This window comes from Rathayibacter sp. Leaf299, assembly GCF_001423055.1.
Classification (GTDB): Bacteria; Actinomycetota; Actinomycetes; order Actinomycetales; family Microbacteriaceae; genus Rathayibacter; species Rathayibacter caricis.
In genome coordinates this window covers 500,745-519,033 of record NZ_LMNT01000001.1, presented here as the reverse complement: position 1 = coordinate 519,033, position 18,289 = coordinate 500,745, and the positions used below count along the sequence as shown (strand labels likewise).

Sequence of the window (18,289 nt, the reverse complement as noted above, 5' to 3'; positions counted from 1 at the left end):
CCGCCGCAGAGGCAGCGCGACTCCCGCCGACCCGTGAGGATGACCGGCGAGCGCCGCCGCAGCCTCACCGGCTGGGCCTTCCTCCTGCCTGCGTCGCTGCTGATCCTGCTGGTCAGCTTCCTGCCGATGGCGCAGGCGTTCCTGCTCTCGCTGCAGACCGGACGCGGCGCGAACCTCTCGTTCGCCGAGCCCTTCTGGCTCAACTACGAGCGGCTGCTGCAGGACGAGATCTTCCGCCTGACGCTGCAGAACACCTTCATCTACCTGCTCATCCAGGTGCCCGTGATGCTGATCATGGCGCTGGTGCTCGCCAACCTGCTCAACGACCGCACGCTGAAGTACAAGACCTTCTGGCGCACCGCGATCTTCCTGCCCTGCGCCGTCTCGCTCGTCGCCTACTCGCTGGTGTTCCGCACGATCTTCGCGAACGACGGCTTCGTCAACGACCTGCTGCTGGGCATCGGCCTGATCGACAGCCCGGTCAACTGGCTCGGCAACCCCGACACCGCGCGCTTCGTCATCATCCTCGGACTGCTCTGGCGCTGGACCGGCTACAACATGGTCTTCTACCTGGCGGCCCTGCAGAACGTCGACTACTCGAGCATCGAGGCGGCGAAGATGGACGGCGCGAGCTCGCTGCAGACCTTCTTCCACGTCACGATCCCGCAGCTGAAGCCGATCATCCTGCTCACCGCGATCATGTCGACGAACGGCACCCTGCAGCTCTTCGACGAGTCGTGGGCGCTCACCCGGGGCGGACCGGCGTACACGACGATGTCGATGTCGCACTACCTCTACGAGGTCTCGTTCCTCAAGAACCCGAACTTCGGCTACGCGTCGGCGCTGTCGTACGTGATCCTCATCCTCGTCGCGGTCCTCGCGTTCGCCCAGCTGAAAGTCGGTGACAAGCGTGACTGACCCCGCCCGCACCCTCCCCGTGACGGATGCCGTCCTCTCGCTCCCCGAGACGGAGTCCTCCGGGCCCTCGACCCCCGCCAAGCGCTCGGTTCCGGTGGCCTCGCGCCTGCGCGCGGTGCCGAAGTACGCGTTCCTGACGGTCTTCGCGATCTTCTCGATCTTCCCGCTGTACTTCATGGCCGTCTCGGCGACCAACACCAGCCAGGACGTGCTCGACTCGCGGATGCTGCCCGGCACGCAGCTGTTCGAGAACTTCAGCAAGCTCTCGGGGCTGCAGGACGTCGGCGGAGCGATGTGGAACTCCGCCACCGTCGCCGTCGGCACCACGATCCTCGCCCTGATCGTCTGCTCGATCGCCGGCTACGGCTTCGAGGTCTTCCACTCGCGGGGCAAGGACCTCGTGATGGCGATCCTCCTGATCGCGATCATGATCCCGTTCGCGGCGACCATGATCCCGCTGTTCCAGGTCTTCGCCGAGCTCGGGATGGTCAACTCGCTCGCCGCGGTGATCATCCCGGCGATCTCGACGCCGTTCCTGATCCTGCTGTTCCGTCAGGCCTCGCGCTCGTTCCCCTACGAGATCATCGAGGCCGCGCGGATCGACGGAGTGAGCGAGCTGGGCATCTTCGCGCGCATCTACCTGCCGTCGATGAAGTCGACCTACGCGGCCGCCGCCGTCATCACCTTCATGACCGCGTGGAACAACTTCCTCTGGCCCAAGGTGATCCTGGTCAACAACGACTTCCAGACGATGCCGATGCTGATCTCGAACCTCGCCGCGGGCTACGTCACCGACTACGGAGTGCTGATGCTGGCCGTGCTGCTGGCCTCGGTGCCGACGATGGTCGTCTTCATGATCCTGCAGCGCTCGTTCGCCGAGGGCATCACGGGAGCGATCAAGTGAGCCTCGCGCACGATCCGCGGCCGGCCGCAGCCGCCTCGCCGGGGTTCGACCCGTCGCGGCTGTCGGATCCGGGGTACTTCGCCGAGAACCGGCGCCCGGCCCACTCCGACCACCGCTGGTTCCGCTCGGTGGACGAGGCCGCGACCGGCGTCAGCTCGTTCGAGCAGTCGCTGAACGGGCGCTGGCGGATCCACTACTCGCCCGATCTCGCGGGCACGGTACCCGGATTCGAGCAGCCCGACTTCGACGCGGACGACTGGGACACGATCCCGGTCCCCGCGCACATCCAGCTGCACGGCTACGACCGCCCGCAGTACGTGAACACGCAGTACCCGTGGGACGGGCACGAGGACCTCGCCCCCGGGCAGGCTCCGCAGCGCTTCAACCCCGTCGCGTCGTACCGGACGGTGTTCACCCTCGACGCGCCACTGGAGCCCGGCGAGCGGATCGCGCTCGACGTGCGCGGCGCCGAGAGCGCCATCGCGCTCTGGCTGAACGGGCGCTGGCTCGGCTTCTCGGCCGACAGCTTCTCGCCCGCCGAGTTCGACCTCACCGACCTGCTGGTCGAGGGCGAGAACGTGCTGGCCGCGAAGGTGGTCAAGTGGAGCGCCGGGTCGTGGCTCGAGGACCAGGACTTCTTCCGCTTCTCCGGGATCTTCCGCGACGTGGTGCTGCTGCGGCGCCCGCGGACGCACCTGGAGGACCTGCGCGTGACGACCGTCGTCGGCGACTCCTGGGCCGAGATCGCGGTGGAGCCGAGACTCGACGGCGACGGCTCGGTGGTGGTCGAGCTCGAGGGCGTCGGCGTGCTGCGGCAGGACGAGGACGGGCGGCACCGCCTCCGACTCGCCGACCCGCGGCTGTGGAGCCCCGAGGACCCGCACCTGCACCGCCTGATCGTGCGCGTGCGCGACGCCGAGGGCGCCGAGACGGAGGTGGTCCCCCAGTCGGTCGGCCTCCGCCGCTTCGGGATCGAGGACGGGGTGCTGCGGTTGAACGGCCGCCGCATCGTGTTCTTCGGAGTGAACCGCCACGAGTTCGGCGTCGACGGCCGCGTCGTCACGCGCGAGCAGACGGAGGAGGACCTGCGGATCCTCAAGCGCGCCGGCGTGAACGCGATCCGCACCAGCCACTACCCCAACAACTCCTTCTTCTACGAGCTCGCCGACGAGTACGGGTTCCTGGTCATCGACGAGATGAACCTCGAGACGCACGGCGTGTGGGACCGGGTGCGCTACCTCGACGCTCCGCTCGAGGAGGCCGTGCCGGGCGACGACTCCCGCTGGGCCGCGGCGCTGGCCGACCGCGCACGGAGTCTCGTCGAGCGCGACAAGAACCACCCGAGCGTGGTGATGTGGTCGCTCGGCAACGAGTCGTTCGGCGGCAGCGTGCTGCGCGACCTCTCGGACTGGTTCCGCGAGGTCGACGACCGGCCCGTGCACTACGAGGGCGTGCACTGGGACTCCCGCTACCCCGACACGACCGACGTGGTCAGCCAGATGTACACGCCGGCCGCCGAGGTCGAGGAGTACCTGCGCGAGCACCGCGACAAGCCGTTCATCCTCTGCGAGTACGCCCACGCGATGGGCAACTCGTTTGGCGCGGTAGACCGCTACCTCGATCTCGCCGCCCGGGAGCCGCTGTTCCAGGGCGGCTTCATCTGGGACTTCGCCGACCAGGCGATCGCGATGGTCGACCGGCACGGCGTGCCCTACTTCGGCTACGGCGGCGACAACGGCGAGGCTCCGCACGACGGCGACTTCAGCGGGAACGGGATCCTCTTCGCCGACCGCACGCCCACGCCGAAGCTGCAGGAGGTCGCGTTCCTCTACCAGCCGTTCCGGATCGATGTGTCGGAGGAGGGGATCGCGATCGAGAACCGGCTGCTGTCGACTCCGTCGTCGGCGTTCGACGCGGTCGTGACGCTGCGGCGGGAGGGGCGGGTTCTGGCCGAGCAGCCGCTCGAGACCGCGGTCCAGCCCGGCGGGCGCGCGACCTTCGCGAGCCCGGTGCCGGTGCCCGAGCTGCCGGGCGAGTACACGCTCGACGTCGAGCTGCGGCTGGCGTCGTCGACCCGCTGGGCCGAGGCGGGGCACGTGGTGGCCCGCGGTCAGCGGGTGCTCGAGGTGGTCGGCCGACCGCACGTCGAGAGCCGGCCGCGACCCGAGGTCGTCGAGGGCACCCACAACGTGGGCGTCCGCGGCGAGGGGTTCAGCGTGCTGTTCTCGCGCCTGCACGGCGGACTGCAGTCCTACCGCTGGGGCGGCGGGGCCGAGGGCGGGCGCGAGCTGCTCGACTCGATGCCGATGCCGTCGTTCTGGCACGCGCCCACCTCGAACGAGCGCGGCTGGGGCGGGCCGTTCGAGGACGGCCAGTGGCTGCTCGCGAGCCGGTACGCCCGGGCGGCGGGCGGGGCGCTGCGGACCGCGCGGGTCTCCTCCGACGACAGCGCCGTGACCGTGGGGTACACCTACGAGCTGCCGACCACCCCGCGCGCCTTCTGCGACGTCGACTACCGGGTGACCGGCGACGGGCGGATCGAGGTCACGGTCGCCATGGACGTGCCGGACGGCCTGCCCGACCTGCCCGAGTTCGGGATGCAGTGGACGACGAGCGCCGACGCGCACCGCCTCCGCTGGTACGGCGACGGACCCGACGAGTGCTACTCCGACCGCCGCCTCGGCGCGCGGCTGGACGTCTGGTCGAGCGACGTGGGGCGGGAGCTGACCCCGTACCTGAAGCCTCAGGAGGCGGGCAGCCGCACCGGCGTGCGCTGGGCCGAGGTCACCGGCGACGACGGGTGGGGCCTGCGTCTCGACTGCGACGGCGGGATGGAGTTCTCGGCGCTGCACTGGACGCCGTTCGAGATCGAGAACGCGCAGCACCCGAACGAGCTGCCCCCGGTGCAGCGGACCGTGCTGCGGCCGGCGCTGCGGCGGCGCGGGGTCGCGGGAGACGACTCCTGGGGGGCGCGGACGCATCCGGAGTACCTCGTGCGGCCGCGCGACGGCCGACTGGTGTTCCGCTTCGGGGTCTCGGGGGTGTCCGGGAGCTGACGCGAGGCACTGCCTCCGCTACGGCGAACCGATTGGTTCAGATCGCCGCCCGTCCTTGATGACGGGCGGCGATCGCCGTACTCGACGAGAGGGAGGCGCGGCTCGTGCAGTCGGAGCTCCGCCGCCGAGGGCGCCTCGACCCGGAGCCGGTCGGCGCGACTTTCCGCGAGCGCATGCTGGGCGCGGGGCTGCACCTGGCGCCCGAGCACCACGTGGAGTCCTTCCGACCGGCGGCCACCGAGTAGCCCCGTCCGCAACCGAGGTCAGGAGTGGCCGCGACGGCCGATCCGGGACGCGCAGCCGCTCCCGACCTCGGTTCCGAACGCCGCGAGCGTCACAACGAAGGCTGAGACGAGCGATCCGCGCGACAACCGCCGGATCGGGCCGATGAGCCTTGTTCGTGCAGGCCCGTCGTCGGCCCCCCGCAGTGCGGCCCGCGCAGAACCTCGGCCGGAAGTGGGGCTCAGCCACCATCGTGGCTGACGGGCATTCCTGGCCGAGGTTCTGAACGCAGTGGCAGGGAGACGGGGTCAGGTGACGCGGACGAGGGTGCGCTGCCAGCCGGACGAGCCGTTGGGGGCGATGGGGGCGCGCTCCTCGATCTGGAGGGTGCCGTTCGCGTCCGTCGCGCGGACGGCGACGTAGTGCGAGCCGGACTCGGCCTGCCAGTCGACGTACCATTGCACCCAGGTGTCGGTGTTGACGGGGGTCGAGAGCGTCGCGGGCTGCCAGTCGCCGTTGTCGATGCTCACCTCGACCTTCTCGATGCCGACGGTCTGCGCCCAGGCCATGCCGGCGATCTTCGTCGGGCCGGCGGGGATCGCGGCGTCGATGCGCGGGGTGTCGATGCGCGCCGACATCTTGATCGGAGCCTCGGCGGAGTAGCCGCGCGGGGTCCAGTAGGCCTCGTCGGCGGCGAAGGTGGTCACCTTCAGCTCGGTCAGCCACTTCGTCGCCGAGACGTAGCCGTACAGGCCGGGCACGACCATCCGCACCGGGAAGCCGTGCTCGAGCGGGAGGGGCTCGCCGTTCATGGCGACCGCGAGGATCGCGTCGCGCCCGTCGTCGGTGAGGGCCTCGAGGGGCGTGCTCGCGGTGTAGCCGTCGACGCTGCGCGAGAGGACCATGTCGGCTCCGGACTGCACGCCCGCGCGGGCGAGCACGTCGCGGATCGGGACTCCGAGCCACTTCGCGTTGCCGACCAGGCCGCCGCCGACCTCGTTCGAGACGCAGGTCAGCGTCACTCCGTACTCGTCCAGGCCCATGTCGAGCAGGTCCTGGAACGACAGCACGACCTCCTGGTCGACCATGCCGGTGATGGTGAGGGTCCAGGTCGACGGGTCGATGCTCGGAACGGTGAGCGCGGTGTCGACGCGGTAGAAGTCGGCGTTGGGGGTGAAGAGCGGCGTGATCCCGTCGATGTCGAGCTCGGCGCCGGCGGGCACGGTCAGGGCCGTGCGCGGGCTCGGCAGGCGCAGCGCCTCGCGCACCCCGGCGATGGTGGAGGTGGCGGCGCTGACGACGCGGGCGCCTGCCCCGACGACGATCGCGCCGACGGCGGCGATCAGCGACACGCGGAGGAAGCCGCGGCGCTCGAGTCCGGCCGAGTGGGCGGGCACGCGCCCCTGCGCCTCCGCGGCCCGGGCCGAGCGCCAGCGGCGCAGGCGCGAGGTGAGCAGGTGCAGCACGACGACCGCGACGACGAGTCCGACGAGGGTCGGCACGGCCGACAGCGGAGTCGCTCCGGCGCGCGTGACGATCGCGGCGATCGAGAGGACGCCGGCGAGCACGAGCACGAGCTGCCCGAGCGGCGGCCGTATCAGCTGCAGCACTCCGGCGAGCGCGGCGGCGACGAGCACCGCGACCCCGATCCCGGCGAGCAGGAAGACCTTGTCGTTCTCGCCGAACGTCGTGATCGCGAACTCCTTGAGGGGCCGCGGCACGATGTCGACGATGAAGGAGCCGAGGGCGAGGACGGGGCTGGCCGTCCGGGCGACGGCGAGGGCGATCAGCTCGGCGACCGCGAGGAGGACACCGGCGGTGACCACCCCCGCTAGGGCGGCGAGCAGGAGGAATCGCCTCTGGCGCACGGGTCCCGCTGTCTCGTTCATAGGGGCAGTTTTCGCCCCTGACCTGCCCGTTCACCGGGTACCCCTGGTTTGGTCGCGCGGGCCCCGATCCGATAACGGTTCGGTAACGCTTCCCGCTCGGATCCCCTCCGCGAGATGCCACTTCAGTACACGACACGCCGGAGAACGCGTACCGGAGTGGCATCTCGCGGCGATCAGCACCAGTCGAGCGACGCCCCCGCCAGCACGTGGTCCGACCCGCCGGTCTCGACGTCGATCAGCACGGTGCGGTCGACCACGGTCGATCCGGCGGGGGCGGTGTGCACCGCCAGGTACTGGCCGTTCGGCGACAGGCACGTCGAGACGAGGGCCGATCCCTCCGCGGGCCGGAACAGCTCCCGCTCGGCGTACCCGTCGAAGAGGACCACGGCGCTGGACACGTCGAAGGCGCCTCCCGAGCGGTCCGTGACCGTCCGCAGGTAGGAGGATCCGTCGAGCAGCCGCTCCTCGCTCGACGCCGCGCCGTCCGCCCGGGCGGGCAGCTCGAGCGGAGCCTCCCGGCCGGTGCGCAGATCCACTACGGCTCCCCCGCCCGGGTCCGACACCACCAGGTCGGACGTCCCGGGCACGAACCCCCGCAATTCGCCGTGCTCGCCGAGGACGGTCGGCGCCTCCGTGCCCGCGTCGACGCGCAGGAGCACGCCGTCCTCGGTGAGCGCGGCGAGCGACGTCGATCCGGGCTCGAAGGCCCACTGCGCGATGGCGAGCGCAACGCCGTCCTGCCCGGCGACGACGACGGGCTCCGCCTCGGGGTCCGAGACGTCGAGCGTCCGCAGCACCGGTCCGTCGACCGTGGCGACGGTGTACCCGATGCGGGGAGCGGACGACGAACCGCGGATCTCGATCACCGCCGAGGGGATCGGGACGGTGCGCCGGGCGCCGGTGACGACGTCGACCGTCTCCAGGAGCGCCGTGCCGCCCTCCTCCACGACCGCGGCCAGCACCGTCCCACTCACGGCGTAGGCCGACATGGAATCGGCTTCGAAGAGCACCCGCTCCTCGCCGCCGTCGAGCGGCCGGCCCGTGATGCGGTCCGGCCCGTCGTCCGAGGTCTCGAGCGCGAGGACCTCGGGCTCCGCCGTCGTGAACCGTGTCACGAGATCCGACGTCGTGCCGGTGCGGGAGCGGACGTCCGCGATCGTCACCGTGTAGTCGGTGCCGTAGCGCAGCAGCTCGGTGAAGGAGATCGTGATCTCGGAGCCCACCACCGTCACCTCCGATCCGGCGGCCGGCTCGATCGACACGCGCTCGGCCACCGAGCCGTTCACCGGGCGGTCGAGCCGCAGGCGCAGCCGGGCCCCGTCGCGCTCGACCACGCCCTCGGGGCTCACCTGGACGCTCGTCACCTGCGGTCCCTGGCGTGTGGTCGCCACCGTGAGCGAGGCCACGAGGAGCAGCAGCACCCCCACCGCCGAGCGCAGCACGAGCCGGTACCTGCGCATCGGCCGGTCCACGGGCTCCGGAGGGGGGCCGACGGCCGGACGGGACTCAGTAGACATAGGGCATCGCCGGTTCCGCGATCGGAGTGAGGACGTCGGGATCCAGCACGATCGACTCGGCGCTGGTCGCGCTCGGGTTCGTCGCGAATCCGCCCGAGACCTCGAGCCAGGAGTCGACCTCGTACTCCTGCTGCCAGCCCGGCCGGTGCACCGGCACGCCCACCGGCTGGGCATCGACCGCACAGCAGGTGACCACGAACCGTGCGACGTAGAACACGTTCTCGGGGTCGTCTTCGTCGGGAGTGACGAAGCCGCTCACCGTCGCGGAGCGGCCCGCGAAGAACTGCTCCGGCTCGCCCTGCGCCAGCAGCGCCGCCCAGTCCTTCACCGTGTAGTCGGCGTACTCGCCGGTCGGCTCGGACGCCTCGATCGCGCCGGTGTTCATCTGGCGGGCGCTCGCCGTGGCGGTGGTCAGCGTCGCAGGCGGCAGCACGAGCAGGGCCACGAGCGCGCCGAGGACGATCGCGGACCCGCCGATCGCGACGAGGGCGGAGCGGCCCGTGCGCTCGTGCGCGCCCTCGTCCCCTCCGTCGTGCGCGTGCGTGTGCGGCTCCGCTCGCACGACCGCCGTGGCCACCACCACCAGCACCGCCGCGATCACCGCGAGCACGGTCGTGAAGACGAAGTACCGCGGATGGATGTAGAGGCCGAGCCGACCGGTCGCGGCCAGCCAGAGGGTCGCCGCGAGCGCGACCAGGCTGAGGACCACGCCCTGCCAGCGCCGAACGAGGCCGGCGAGAGCCTCCGCGCGCCGGCGCTCACGCGGCAAGGTTCACCGCCAGGCCGAGTGCCGCGGCGCACAGCGTCACGAGTGCGGTGATCCGCACCAGCGCCCCCGCCGTGAACGTCGTGCGCAGCAGCGCCAGCATCTTGATGTCGATCATCGGCCCGAAGACGAGGAACGCCACGATCGCCCCGGGCAGGAACGTGCCGCCGAAGGAGAGCACGAAGAACGCGTCGACGTTCGAGCAGACCGAGATCACGAAGGCGAGCACCATCAGAGCGAGCACCGACCAGAGCGGATCCGCGCCCAGCGTCGTGAGGAGGTCGCGCGAGACGCCGACCTGGATCAGCCCCGCGATCGCGGCTCCGACGAACAGCGCGGGGAGCATCGCGCTGGTCTCCTCCGCCAGCGTCGAGAGCCCTCGGCGCACCCGGGTCGCTCCCGAGCCGTGCGCGGCGTCGCCCGCCGCGCACACCGCCCGGAACACGGGGGTGAGCAGCTCGGTCGGGCGCGGATGCAGGCTCAGCAGCCAGCCCACGAGGTTCGCGATGACGAAACCGCCGACCACCCGCGAGACGAGGATCCCGTCGGCCCAGCCGAAGGCCTGGTACGTCGTCACGATGGTGATCGGGTTCAGGATCGGCGCGGCGAGCAGGAAGGTCACCGACTCCGACACGCTCAGCCCCTTCGCGACCAGCCCGCGTGCGAGCGGCACGTTGCCGCACTCGCAGACCGGCAGCAGCACGCCCAGGAGCGAGATCACGATCCTCCGCGGCAGCGCGCGCCGGGGCAGGACCCGCAGCAGCACGCGCTCCGGGACCCAGAGCTGCACGGCGATCGACAGCAGGATTCCGAGGAAGACGAACGGCAGCGACTCGATCACGATGCTGATCGACAGCGTTGCGAAGTCCCGCGCCGTGTCGGTCAGAGCCGCGTCCGGCGGAGCCACCACGCGCAGCAGGAGGAACGCGCCGAGCAGCCCGGCTCCGATCAGCATCCGGGGCGGCCGGGGCCGGCTCCTCGCCGGCGGCGGCGGAGCGGGGGTCAGCACGGTCATCGACGACTCCTCCTGAGGTCACGACGGGCGGCACGGACAGCGGCCGCCGGGGATCCCCCCGACGGCCGCCGCCGTTCAGTGCGGTGCGCTCAGCAGGTGCGCGCCGTGTAGGTCGCCGGCGTCGCGGCGGTGACGGGCGAGCCGTTCACCGTCCCGGTCGCCGTGACCGTCACGGAGCCCGCCGCGATCGACGTCGCGCGCGTCGTGAACGCGTGCGTCACCGTCTTGCCCGGAGCGACGCCCGTGAAGGCCTTCGATCCGAACGGCGAGCCGATGGTCAGGCCCGTCGTGACGCTCGAGTCGTTCCGAGCGGTCACCGTCAGCACGACCTTGCCGGTGACGCAGCGCGACGACGTGGTCACGGTGGTCTTCAGCGCCGGGGCGGTCGCCTTCACGATCGCCAGGCGGTAGGTCGCCGTCGTCGTGTGGTCCTGGGCGGCGGAGGTGATCACGACGTTCGTGGTCCCTGTCGCGGCCAGGCGCACCGTGCGCAGCTCGGTGTCGTCGATCAGCACGCCGTCCACGCGGACCAGTCCGCTCGCGACGGCCGGGTCGAGGTCGAGCGAGACGCTCGTCGTCGAGGCGGGCACCGTGAGCGTGTAGTCGCGCACGCCGGTGGCCAGCGCCGGAGCGAGGGTCCCGACGCCCGACGTCATCCTCGCAAGCTCGGCGTTCGTGCCGAACGAGGTCGACTCGGTCGTGTAGACGCCGAAGACGCCGCCGACGTTGCTCGTCGTGTTGATGCCCTGGAAGCGCACGGTCACGACCGGCACCTTCTGGCCCTTCGCGTCGAGCACGTAGTTGCCGGCGAGGTCGCGCTTGTAGCCGTCCCGCGCAGCGATCCCGTCGAGGACCGCCTTCGGGATCTCGTCGTACTGGATGTACCAGTTCGTCGATCCGGCCGCGCCCGAGACCACCTCGGTCTTGAGCTTCACGCCGTTGAGGAGGACGTCGAACGTGCGTCCCGCGTCGCCGCCGTAGTAGCGGACGCCGAGGTAGTTCTTCGGCAGCGTCGGGTCGACGATCATGTCGTACTGGAACCAGGCCTCGGGCGAGCGCTCACCGTCACGGTAGCCCTCTCCCCGCCAGGTCCCGACGCTCGACCGGTTGTACTTGTAGTTCTTGTCGGCCTCGCTGTTGTTGTTGTCGAACGAGGTGAGCGAGTCGATCGTCGTCTCCTCGGTGCGCAGCTGCTGCTTCTCCTTGAGGATCAGCGCCTGCGCCTCCGGGGAGTCGGGGGCGATCAGCGTCAGGTAGGTCGCGTACCGGGCGTCGTAGAGGCTGTAGTACGGCTCGAAGACGCGGGCCGCGGAGGCGGCGTCGACGTTCTTCATCCCGAACCGCATGGTCTCCAGGCCGTTGTTGTTCACCGCGTCGGGCAGGCGCACCAGGTTGTCCCGGATGCCGGCCTTCCAGGCGTTCGCGTCGGCGACGGTCACGCTGGAGTTGACGGACTTGTCGGCGACGCCCATCTGCACGAGCACGCCCGCGGGGTAGGACGCCTCGACGTTGTTCCGGTTCAGCTCGGTCGCGAGCAGCACGGGGCCGTACTTGAACGCCGCGAAGTTCGCGTTCTCGGTCTCGGCAGAGACGGTGACCTTCACCGGGAGCTTCCAGGTGAGGGTGTCACCGGCCGCGACGGGGACGACGACGTAGCCGCCCTCGGTGATCGAGGCGATGCTACGCGGCGCCCCGTTCACGGTGAGGGTCGGCGCTCCGTCGACCCAGGCGGGGATGCGGAGGCGGACGGTCGTCCCCTCGGCGACGGCGCCGCCGTCGAGTCCGGCGATCGAGTAGGTCGCGGTGTCGGTGTCGGGGATGTCGGCCGTCTGCGTGAGCTTCAGGTTCGACGCCTGCGAGCTGAGCACCGAGGAGCGGAACAGGTTCACGTAGACCGTGCGCTCGCCCTCGAAGTAGATCGAGTCGCCGAGCTTCGTGAAGCTCTCGATGCCCGATCCGTGGTCGCACCAGAACTCGTCCTGCTCCTTGCCGAAGACCTTGGCGTAGCCGGCGGTCTGGGGCTGGAAGTAGGTGACCATGCCGGTCTCGGGGTTCTGCGAGGCGAGGATGCCGTTGATGTACGCGTCCTCGTAGAAGTCGGCGTACTTGACGTCCTTCGTCACCTGGAACAGCGCCCGGGAGAGCTTCAGCATGTTGTAGATGTTGCAGCCCTCGGACGTCGAGTTCTCGCCGTATCCCGTGGTGCGACCGCTCGTCGCGTACTGGTAGAGCGTGCCGGGAGCGTGGAAGTGCTCGGACTCGCTGTTGCCGCCGTTGGCGTAGGTGTGCGTCTCGTCGACCATGCGGAAGAAGTTCTCGGCCGCTCGGCGGTACATGCCGAGGTCCGCCTTCTCGGCGTCGGTCAGCGTGGCGTACAGCGCCGGGTCGTCGGTGAACACCGTGTAGCGCTTGAGCGCGCCGATCAGCTTGGGGATCGTCGTGTTCGCGTGGAGTCCGTTGAGCACGTCCTCGTTGTTCGCGAGGCGCTCGAACAGGGCCCGCTCGTCGAAGTACTCGGCCGCGCGCTTGTGCTCGGACTTGCCGGTGATCTCGAAGAGCTTGTAGAGCGCCTCGTTCATTCCGCCGTACTCGGTGCGCAGGAGCAGCGTCGGGTCGGCCTGGCGGCCGCCCCAGTTGCGGATCCAGGTGCCGAAGCCGTCGGCGACCGTGAGGGCCTTGGCCGACACGTCGCGGGGAGCGTACTTCTGGGCGTCGAGGAGGCCCGCGAGCACCTTGTGCAGGTTGTAGAACGGCACGAGCAGTCCGTCGGCTCCCGAGGGGAGGTACGAGACGGGGAACGGCGAGACGTAGCCCGCGTCCGTCGGGTTCTTGAGCGCATAGGCGTCCTGGACCCGCTTCAGGCCGTCCACCGAGGCGGTCAGCTTGGCGAGCAGGGTCGCCTTCGTGGTCGGGTCCTCGGCGGTGGAGTAGGCCTGCGAGAGGGCCGAGACGTAGTGGCCGAAGAAGTGGCCCTGGAAGCGGACGTTGGTGTCGCGCTCCCATCCGCCGTACCCGCCGGCCGTCGTGGGCGCGAGGCCCGCCTCGCGGTAGAAGGAGTAGAGGAAGCGCTCGGGGTCGAGGCTGAGCAGGTACTCGACGGTCTGCTTCTCGCCGTTCTCGAGGTACGGGTCCTCGACGTCGACGTCGGAGAGACCGGCCTCGAGCAGGTAGATCGAGCTCTCGAGACCCTCGGGGAGGACCTGGACCGTGAAGGTCTTCGTCACCGGCACGCTGCCACCGTAGCTCGCCGAGCCGGTGAGGGTCACGGAGGAGGGGGTGGAGCCGGTGGGCGGAGTGACGACCGCGTTGCCGCCGTCGATCGCGATCCGCGCGGGGTCGGAGGAGGTCCACGAGAACGTGGAGCCCTTGGCTCCGGTGGTCGGCACCGGGAAGTCGAGGACGGTGCTCGAGGGCAGAGCGACCGCGTCGAGGTCGCTCTTCGCGACCGCTGCGGCGTCGAAGGAGGGGTTCCCCGCCTTGGTGAGCGTCACGACGTCGGTCGTGGTCGCGACTCCGTTGTAGAGGACGTACTCGTCGAGCAGGCCGCGCAGGTGCGCGCCGTTGTACTGCGGGCCGTTGAAGCCGATGGTCTTGGTCGACGTGCCCTCGGAGCCGAGGACGCCGGACGCGGAGGTGGAGGGCGCGGTCTTGACCGCGCTGGGCTGCTTGACGCCGTTGCGGTAGAAGGCGACCTGCTTGGTGGCCTTGTCGTAGGTGGCGACGACGTGGGTCCACGTGTTCGTGGGGAAGAAGGAGGCGCGCGGGGACTCGACGGCGACCTTGTAGGGCTGACCGGTCGAGGGGCCGATCGAGAGCGCGAGCGGAGTGCCGTCGCCCTCGGAGGTGAGGTACCAGCCGTCGGAGTTGTAGGCCGTCTTGTTCCAGGTGAAGACCTGCTCGCCGGTCATGGCGACGCTCGGGTTGTACCAGAACGAGACGGTGAGGTCGGCGGGCTGGAGCGCGGCCGAGGTGCCCAGGCTCACGGCGTTGGAGCCGTCGAAGGCGAAGGCCTGGCCCGAGAGGCCTGCGGCGTAGCCCGCGGTGCCCTTCTGCATGCCCGTGGGGGTGCTGCGGCCGCTGGTGTCGGTCAGGCTGCCGTCGAAGGGCAGTTCGAGCACCTTCTTCGCATCGAGCGAGGTGCTCGGAGCGGCGTTCGCGGGCGCTCCGACCGACAGGAGTCCTGCCGCGAGCGCCATCACCGCCGCGACTGCGATCGGGGTCCGTCGTCTGGTCGTCATTCGTGGTGCCTCTCGTCGTTGAGATCGTCGTCCGGGGCGTCGGGGGGCGCCGTGGACGGGGATGTGCCGAATGTTACCGTTAACAATTACCTTTCGGTGAGGTTTCGGCGGGCGGACTGAGCGGGCTCGAAGGGGGCGCGGCGGTGCGGGTGGATCTCGATGCGCCCACTGCGCGGGCTACTCGATCAGCAGAGGCCATGCCCCGCTGGTCGAGCAGCCCCGCAGGGGCGTCTCGAGACCCGCCGCGGTCAGGCCCCGCGCTTCTCCAGAGCCGCCCGGAGGTACGGTGCCGTGCGGCTGCCCTCCACTCGGGCGACCTCCTCGGGCGCGCCCGTCGCGACGATCGTCCCGCCGGCCCGCCCGGCGCCCGGACCGAGGTCGATGACGTGGTCGGCGTCGGCGACGATCCGCATGTCGTGCTCGACGACGATCACCGTGTTGCCCGCGTCGACGAGGTGCTGCAGGTGCGTCAGCAGCCGGTCGGCGTCGGCCGGATGCAGTCCCGACGTCGGCTCGTCGAGCAGGTAGAGGGTGTCGCCCCTCTGGGCGCGCCGCAGCTCCGAGGCGAGCTTCACCCGCTGCGCCTCGCCGCCCGAGAGCTCGGGGGCGGGCTGACCGAGCGCGACGTACCCGAGGCCGACGTCCACCAGCGCATCGAGGTGCCGCGCCACCTCGGGCTCCGCCGAGAACACCTCGCGCGCCGCCGAGACGCTCAGCGCGAGCACGTCGGCGATGCTCCGCCCGTCGAGCGTCACCTCCAGCGTCTCCGAGTTGTACCGCGTCCCACCGCACTCCGAGCAGGGCGCCTCCACCGTCGGCAGGAACAGCAGCTCCACCTCCATGGTCCCCTCGCCCTTGCAGACCGGGCACCGTCCGCTGGGCAGGTTGAACGAGAAGCGGCTCGCGGAGTAGCGGCGGCGCTTCGCCTCCGGGGTCGCGGCGAAGAGCGCTCGCACGCGGTCGAACAGACCGGTGTAGGTGGCGACGTTCGAGCGCGAGGTGCGCCCGATGGGCGTCTGGCTCACCTGGACCACCCGGCGCAGACGTTCCACCGGTCCCTGCGCCCGGCCGAGCGTGACGTCCGCGGCGGGGCCGAGCAGCGGATCCACTCCCCCGCGGTCGTCCTCGGGAGAGGTGTCCTCGGCGAGGTCGGCGTGCAGGCTCGCGCGCAGCAGATCCGGGAGCGCCTGGTTCACCAGCGTGGACTTTCCCGATCCGGACACCCCGGTGACCGCCGTCAGGGCACCCACCGGGAACGAGACCGCGAGGTCGCGGAGGGTGTTGCGCGTCACTCCGCTCAGCTCGATGCTCTGCGACGAGCGGCGACGCTCTCTGAGCGGAGCGACGGAGTCGGCGTCCGGGAAGAGGTACCGCCGCGTCGCCGAGTCGGAGACGTGCCGCAGCCCGTCGAGCTCCCCCGAGTAGACGACGGAGCCGCCCCCGGTGCCCGCCGCGGGGCCGATGTCGACGATCCAGTCGGCCTCGCGCACGACGTCGAGGGAGTGCTCGACGAAGAAGACCGTGTTGCCTGTGGCGCGGAGCGTGCGGAGGATGCCGAGCAGCGCCTCCGTGTCGGCCGGATGCAGACCCGCCGACGGCTCGTCGAGGACGAACACGACGCCGAACAGCCGCGAGAGCACCTGGGTGGCCAGCCGCATCCGCTGCAGCTCGCCGGAGGAGAGGGTCGGCGTCGACCGGTCGAGGGAGAGGTAGCCGAGGCCGAGGTCGACGATCGGAGCGAGGCGGGCGATCAGGTCGCCGACCAGGCGCTGCGCGGCCAGCCGCGTCTCGGGAGCGGGGGCGCCGGCACCGAGGGGGATCCAGTCGGGCTCGAGCACGCGCCGGAGGAGCACCTGGAGGTCTTCGAGCGGGAGCGCGGCGAGCTCGGTGATGTCGTGACCCTCGAAGGTGACGGCGAGCGCCTCCGGCTTCAGCTTGCGGCCGTGACAGGTGCCGCAGGCGACGCTGACCAGGAACGTCGCTGCGCGCTCGCGCATCCGGGCGCTCTTGGAGCCGGCGAAGGTGTCGAGGACGTAGCGCCGCACTCCGAGGAACGTGCTCATGTAGCGCGGCTCGAGCCCCGCCGCGACGGCCTTCCGCACCTCGGCCGGCGAGCGATCGGTGAAGATCGGGACCTGCGGCGACTCGTCGGTGTGCAGGATCCAGTCGCGCGCGTCGACGGGCAGCGTCCGCCACGGCACGTCGATGTCGTGCCCGAGCGAGATGAGGCTGTCGCGCAGCTGCTTGCCGTGCCACGCCGTGGGCCACGCGGCGAGGGCGCCGTCGCGGATGCTCAGCGAGTCGTCGGGCACCATCAGCTCGTCGGGCACGTCGTAGACGCGGCCGATGCCGTGGCAGGTCGGGCACGCGCCCTGCACCGTGTTGGCCGAGAAGTCCTCGGCGAGGAGCATCGGGGCGCCCTCGGGGTAGGTGCCGACACGCGAGAAGACCATGCGGACCACGCTCGAGAGGGTGGTCGCGCTGCCGAGGGTGGAGCGGGCCGAGCCGGCGGAGCGGCGCTGCGGCAGGGCGACGGCCGGCGGGAGTCCCTCGATCGAGTCGACGTCGGGCACGCCGACCTGGTCGATCAACCGGCGGGCGTAGGGCGCGACCGACTCGAAGTAGCGGCGCTGCGCCTCCGCGTAGAGGGTGCCGAACGCGAGCGAGCTCTTGCCCGAGCCGGAGACGCCGGTGAACGCGACGAGCGCGTCGCGCGGGAGGTCGACGTCCACACTCTGCAGGTTGTTCTCGCGGGCGCCGCGCACGCGCACCCGGTCGAGGGAGGAGGGGGGCGTCGTTCCAGCGGCAGGCATCCGCTCAGCATCCCACCCCCCGATGGGCGCCCGCCGAGCGCGGGGGCGGGGTGCGGCGGATCCCGAGCCGGCCGTGCACCGGAAGCCCGGCGGACGGGGATCTCGATACGGCCGCTCCGCGGCCTACTCGATCAGCACGACGGCCCGAGGCCGGCCTGCAGCCGGAGTCCGTCGAGCAGTAGGTCGAGCCCGGAGCGGAACACGTCGAGGTCGTCGTGCGTGGCCATCTCGTCCGCGACCTGGTGCGCGAACGGGAACGCCTCGGGGTCGAGTGCGCGCCAGCGGTCGGCGAACTGCGCCAGGAACTCCAGTCGGCCGAGTCTGCTCTCGAGGAACTCCTTCGGCGGCGGCTGCGCGAGGTCGATCGCGACACCCACGACGTAGCTCACGATCGACGACGCCGCGTGGAAGCGCTGCCGGGGCGTCAGGTCCAGCCGCATCAGCTGCTGGCCGATCCGCTCGTGCATCGCCATCGAGTTGGGCTGCAGCCCGTTGTTGCGGAGCATGAACTGGCCGAACCACGGCCGACGGACGAACTCGTCGAAGAGCGCGAGGGCCAGGGCGCGCAGGTTCGCCACGGGATCGGGTCCGTGGGTGAGCGGCTCGCTGTCCTCGAGGACCCGGCCCATCACCTCCTCGGTCGCCAGGTCGAGCAGCTCGTCGCGGCTCGCCACGTACCAGTAGATGCTCGCCACTCCTCCGCCGAGCCGCGCCGCCAGCGCCCGGAAGGTCAGCGCCGGCTCCCCCGATTCGTCGAGGATCGCGATCGCCTCGGCGAGCACCGTGTCGAGCGAGTGCGACGCCCGCTGGCGCCCCCGCGCACGGGTGGGTGCCGCTTTGGTTCGCGCGGTCTTCTCGGTCGGATCTGCAGGCATGTGTTGCATCGTATCGAACATCGTTCTATGTTATCGAACGTCGTCCGATACTCGTACGGCGTTCGATCCGAGAGGT

11 protein-coding genes are annotated in these 18,289 nt (G+C 70.8%); 4 read left to right on the top strand and 7 right to left on the bottom strand.

Features of this window, described 5'->3' with window-relative positions; genetic code table 11:
- The first annotated feature begins 39 nt into the window (after positions 1-39).
- The 4 genes from ASF48_RS02270 to ASF48_RS19215 all read left to right on the top strand — a co-directional run bounded on the left by ASF48_RS02270 (position 40) and on the right by ASF48_RS19215 (position 5,123).
- The gene (locus ASF48_RS02270) at positions 40-918 is read left to right on the top strand and encodes a carbohydrate ABC transporter permease (protein ID WP_055785743.1); all 879 of its coding nucleotides are present in this window, start codon (positions 40-42) and stop codon (positions 916-918) included.
- Positions 911-1,822 (top strand): carbohydrate ABC transporter permease, encoded by a 912-nt coding sequence (locus ASF48_RS02265; RefSeq protein ID WP_235577171.1) that lies wholly within the window; start codon positions 911-913, stop codon positions 1,820-1,822. Before ASF48_RS02270 ends, ASF48_RS02265 begins: the two co-directional genes overlap by 8 nt.
- Positions 1,819-4,878 (top strand): glycoside hydrolase family 2 TIM barrel-domain containing protein, encoded by a 3,060-nt coding sequence (locus ASF48_RS02260; protein ID WP_082480926.1) that lies wholly within the window; start codon positions 1,819-1,821, stop codon positions 4,876-4,878. Before ASF48_RS02265 ends, ASF48_RS02260 begins: the two co-directional genes overlap by 4 nt.
- A 104-nt stretch (positions 4,879-4,982) precedes the next feature.
- Complete coding sequence (locus ASF48_RS19215) at positions 4,983-5,123, top strand: hypothetical protein (RefSeq protein WP_157603021.1); 141 nt, start codon at positions 4,983-4,985, stop codon at positions 5,121-5,123.
- 285 nt (positions 5,124-5,408) lie between these two features.
- Here the strand turns inward: ASF48_RS19215 and ASF48_RS02255 are convergent, their stop codons facing one another.
- The 7 genes from ASF48_RS02255 to ASF48_RS02225 all read right to left on the bottom strand — a co-directional run bounded on the left by ASF48_RS02255 (position 5,409) and on the right by ASF48_RS02225 (position 18,213).
- Positions 5,409-6,989, bottom strand: a complete 1,581-nt coding sequence (locus tag ASF48_RS02255) for a molybdopterin-dependent oxidoreductase (RefSeq protein WP_055785740.1) — start codon at positions 6,987-6,989, stop codon at positions 5,409-5,411.
- 173 nt (positions 6,990-7,162) lie between these two features.
- Positions 7,163-8,449 carry an Ig-like domain-containing protein gene (locus ASF48_RS02250; RefSeq protein ID WP_055785735.1) on the bottom strand — a complete coding sequence of 429 codons (1,287 nt, stop codon included), beginning with the start codon at positions 8,447-8,449 and terminating at the stop codon, positions 7,163-7,165.
- Positions 8,450-8,495: 46 nt separating this feature from the next.
- Positions 8,496-9,275 carry a TIGR03943 family putative permease subunit gene (locus ASF48_RS02245; RefSeq protein WP_082480925.1) on the bottom strand — a complete coding sequence of 260 codons (780 nt, stop codon included), beginning with the start codon at positions 9,273-9,275 and terminating at the stop codon, positions 8,496-8,498.
- Positions 9,265-10,287, bottom strand: a complete 1,023-nt coding sequence (locus ASF48_RS02240) for a permease (RefSeq protein WP_235577170.1) — start codon at positions 10,285-10,287, stop codon at positions 9,265-9,267. Before ASF48_RS02240 ends, ASF48_RS02245 begins: the two co-directional genes overlap by 11 nt.
- 89 nt (positions 10,288-10,376) lie before the next feature.
- Positions 10,377-14,525, bottom strand: coding sequence for a beta-L-arabinofuranosidase domain-containing protein (locus ASF48_RS02235; protein ID WP_055785727.1), 4,149 nt, complete (start codon positions 14,523-14,525; stop codon positions 10,377-10,379).
- Between the two features lie 248 nt (positions 14,526-14,773).
- Positions 14,774-17,338 carry an excinuclease ABC subunit UvrA gene (locus ASF48_RS02230; RefSeq protein ID WP_055785724.1) on the bottom strand — a complete coding sequence of 855 codons (2,565 nt, stop codon included), beginning with the start codon at positions 17,336-17,338 and terminating at the stop codon, positions 14,774-14,776.
- Between the two features lie 131 nt (positions 17,339-17,469).
- Positions 17,470-18,213 (bottom strand): TetR/AcrR family transcriptional regulator, encoded by a 744-nt coding sequence (locus ASF48_RS02225; RefSeq protein ID WP_055785721.1) that lies wholly within the window; start codon positions 18,211-18,213, stop codon positions 17,470-17,472.
- Between the last annotated feature and the right edge of the window lie 76 nt (positions 18,214-18,289).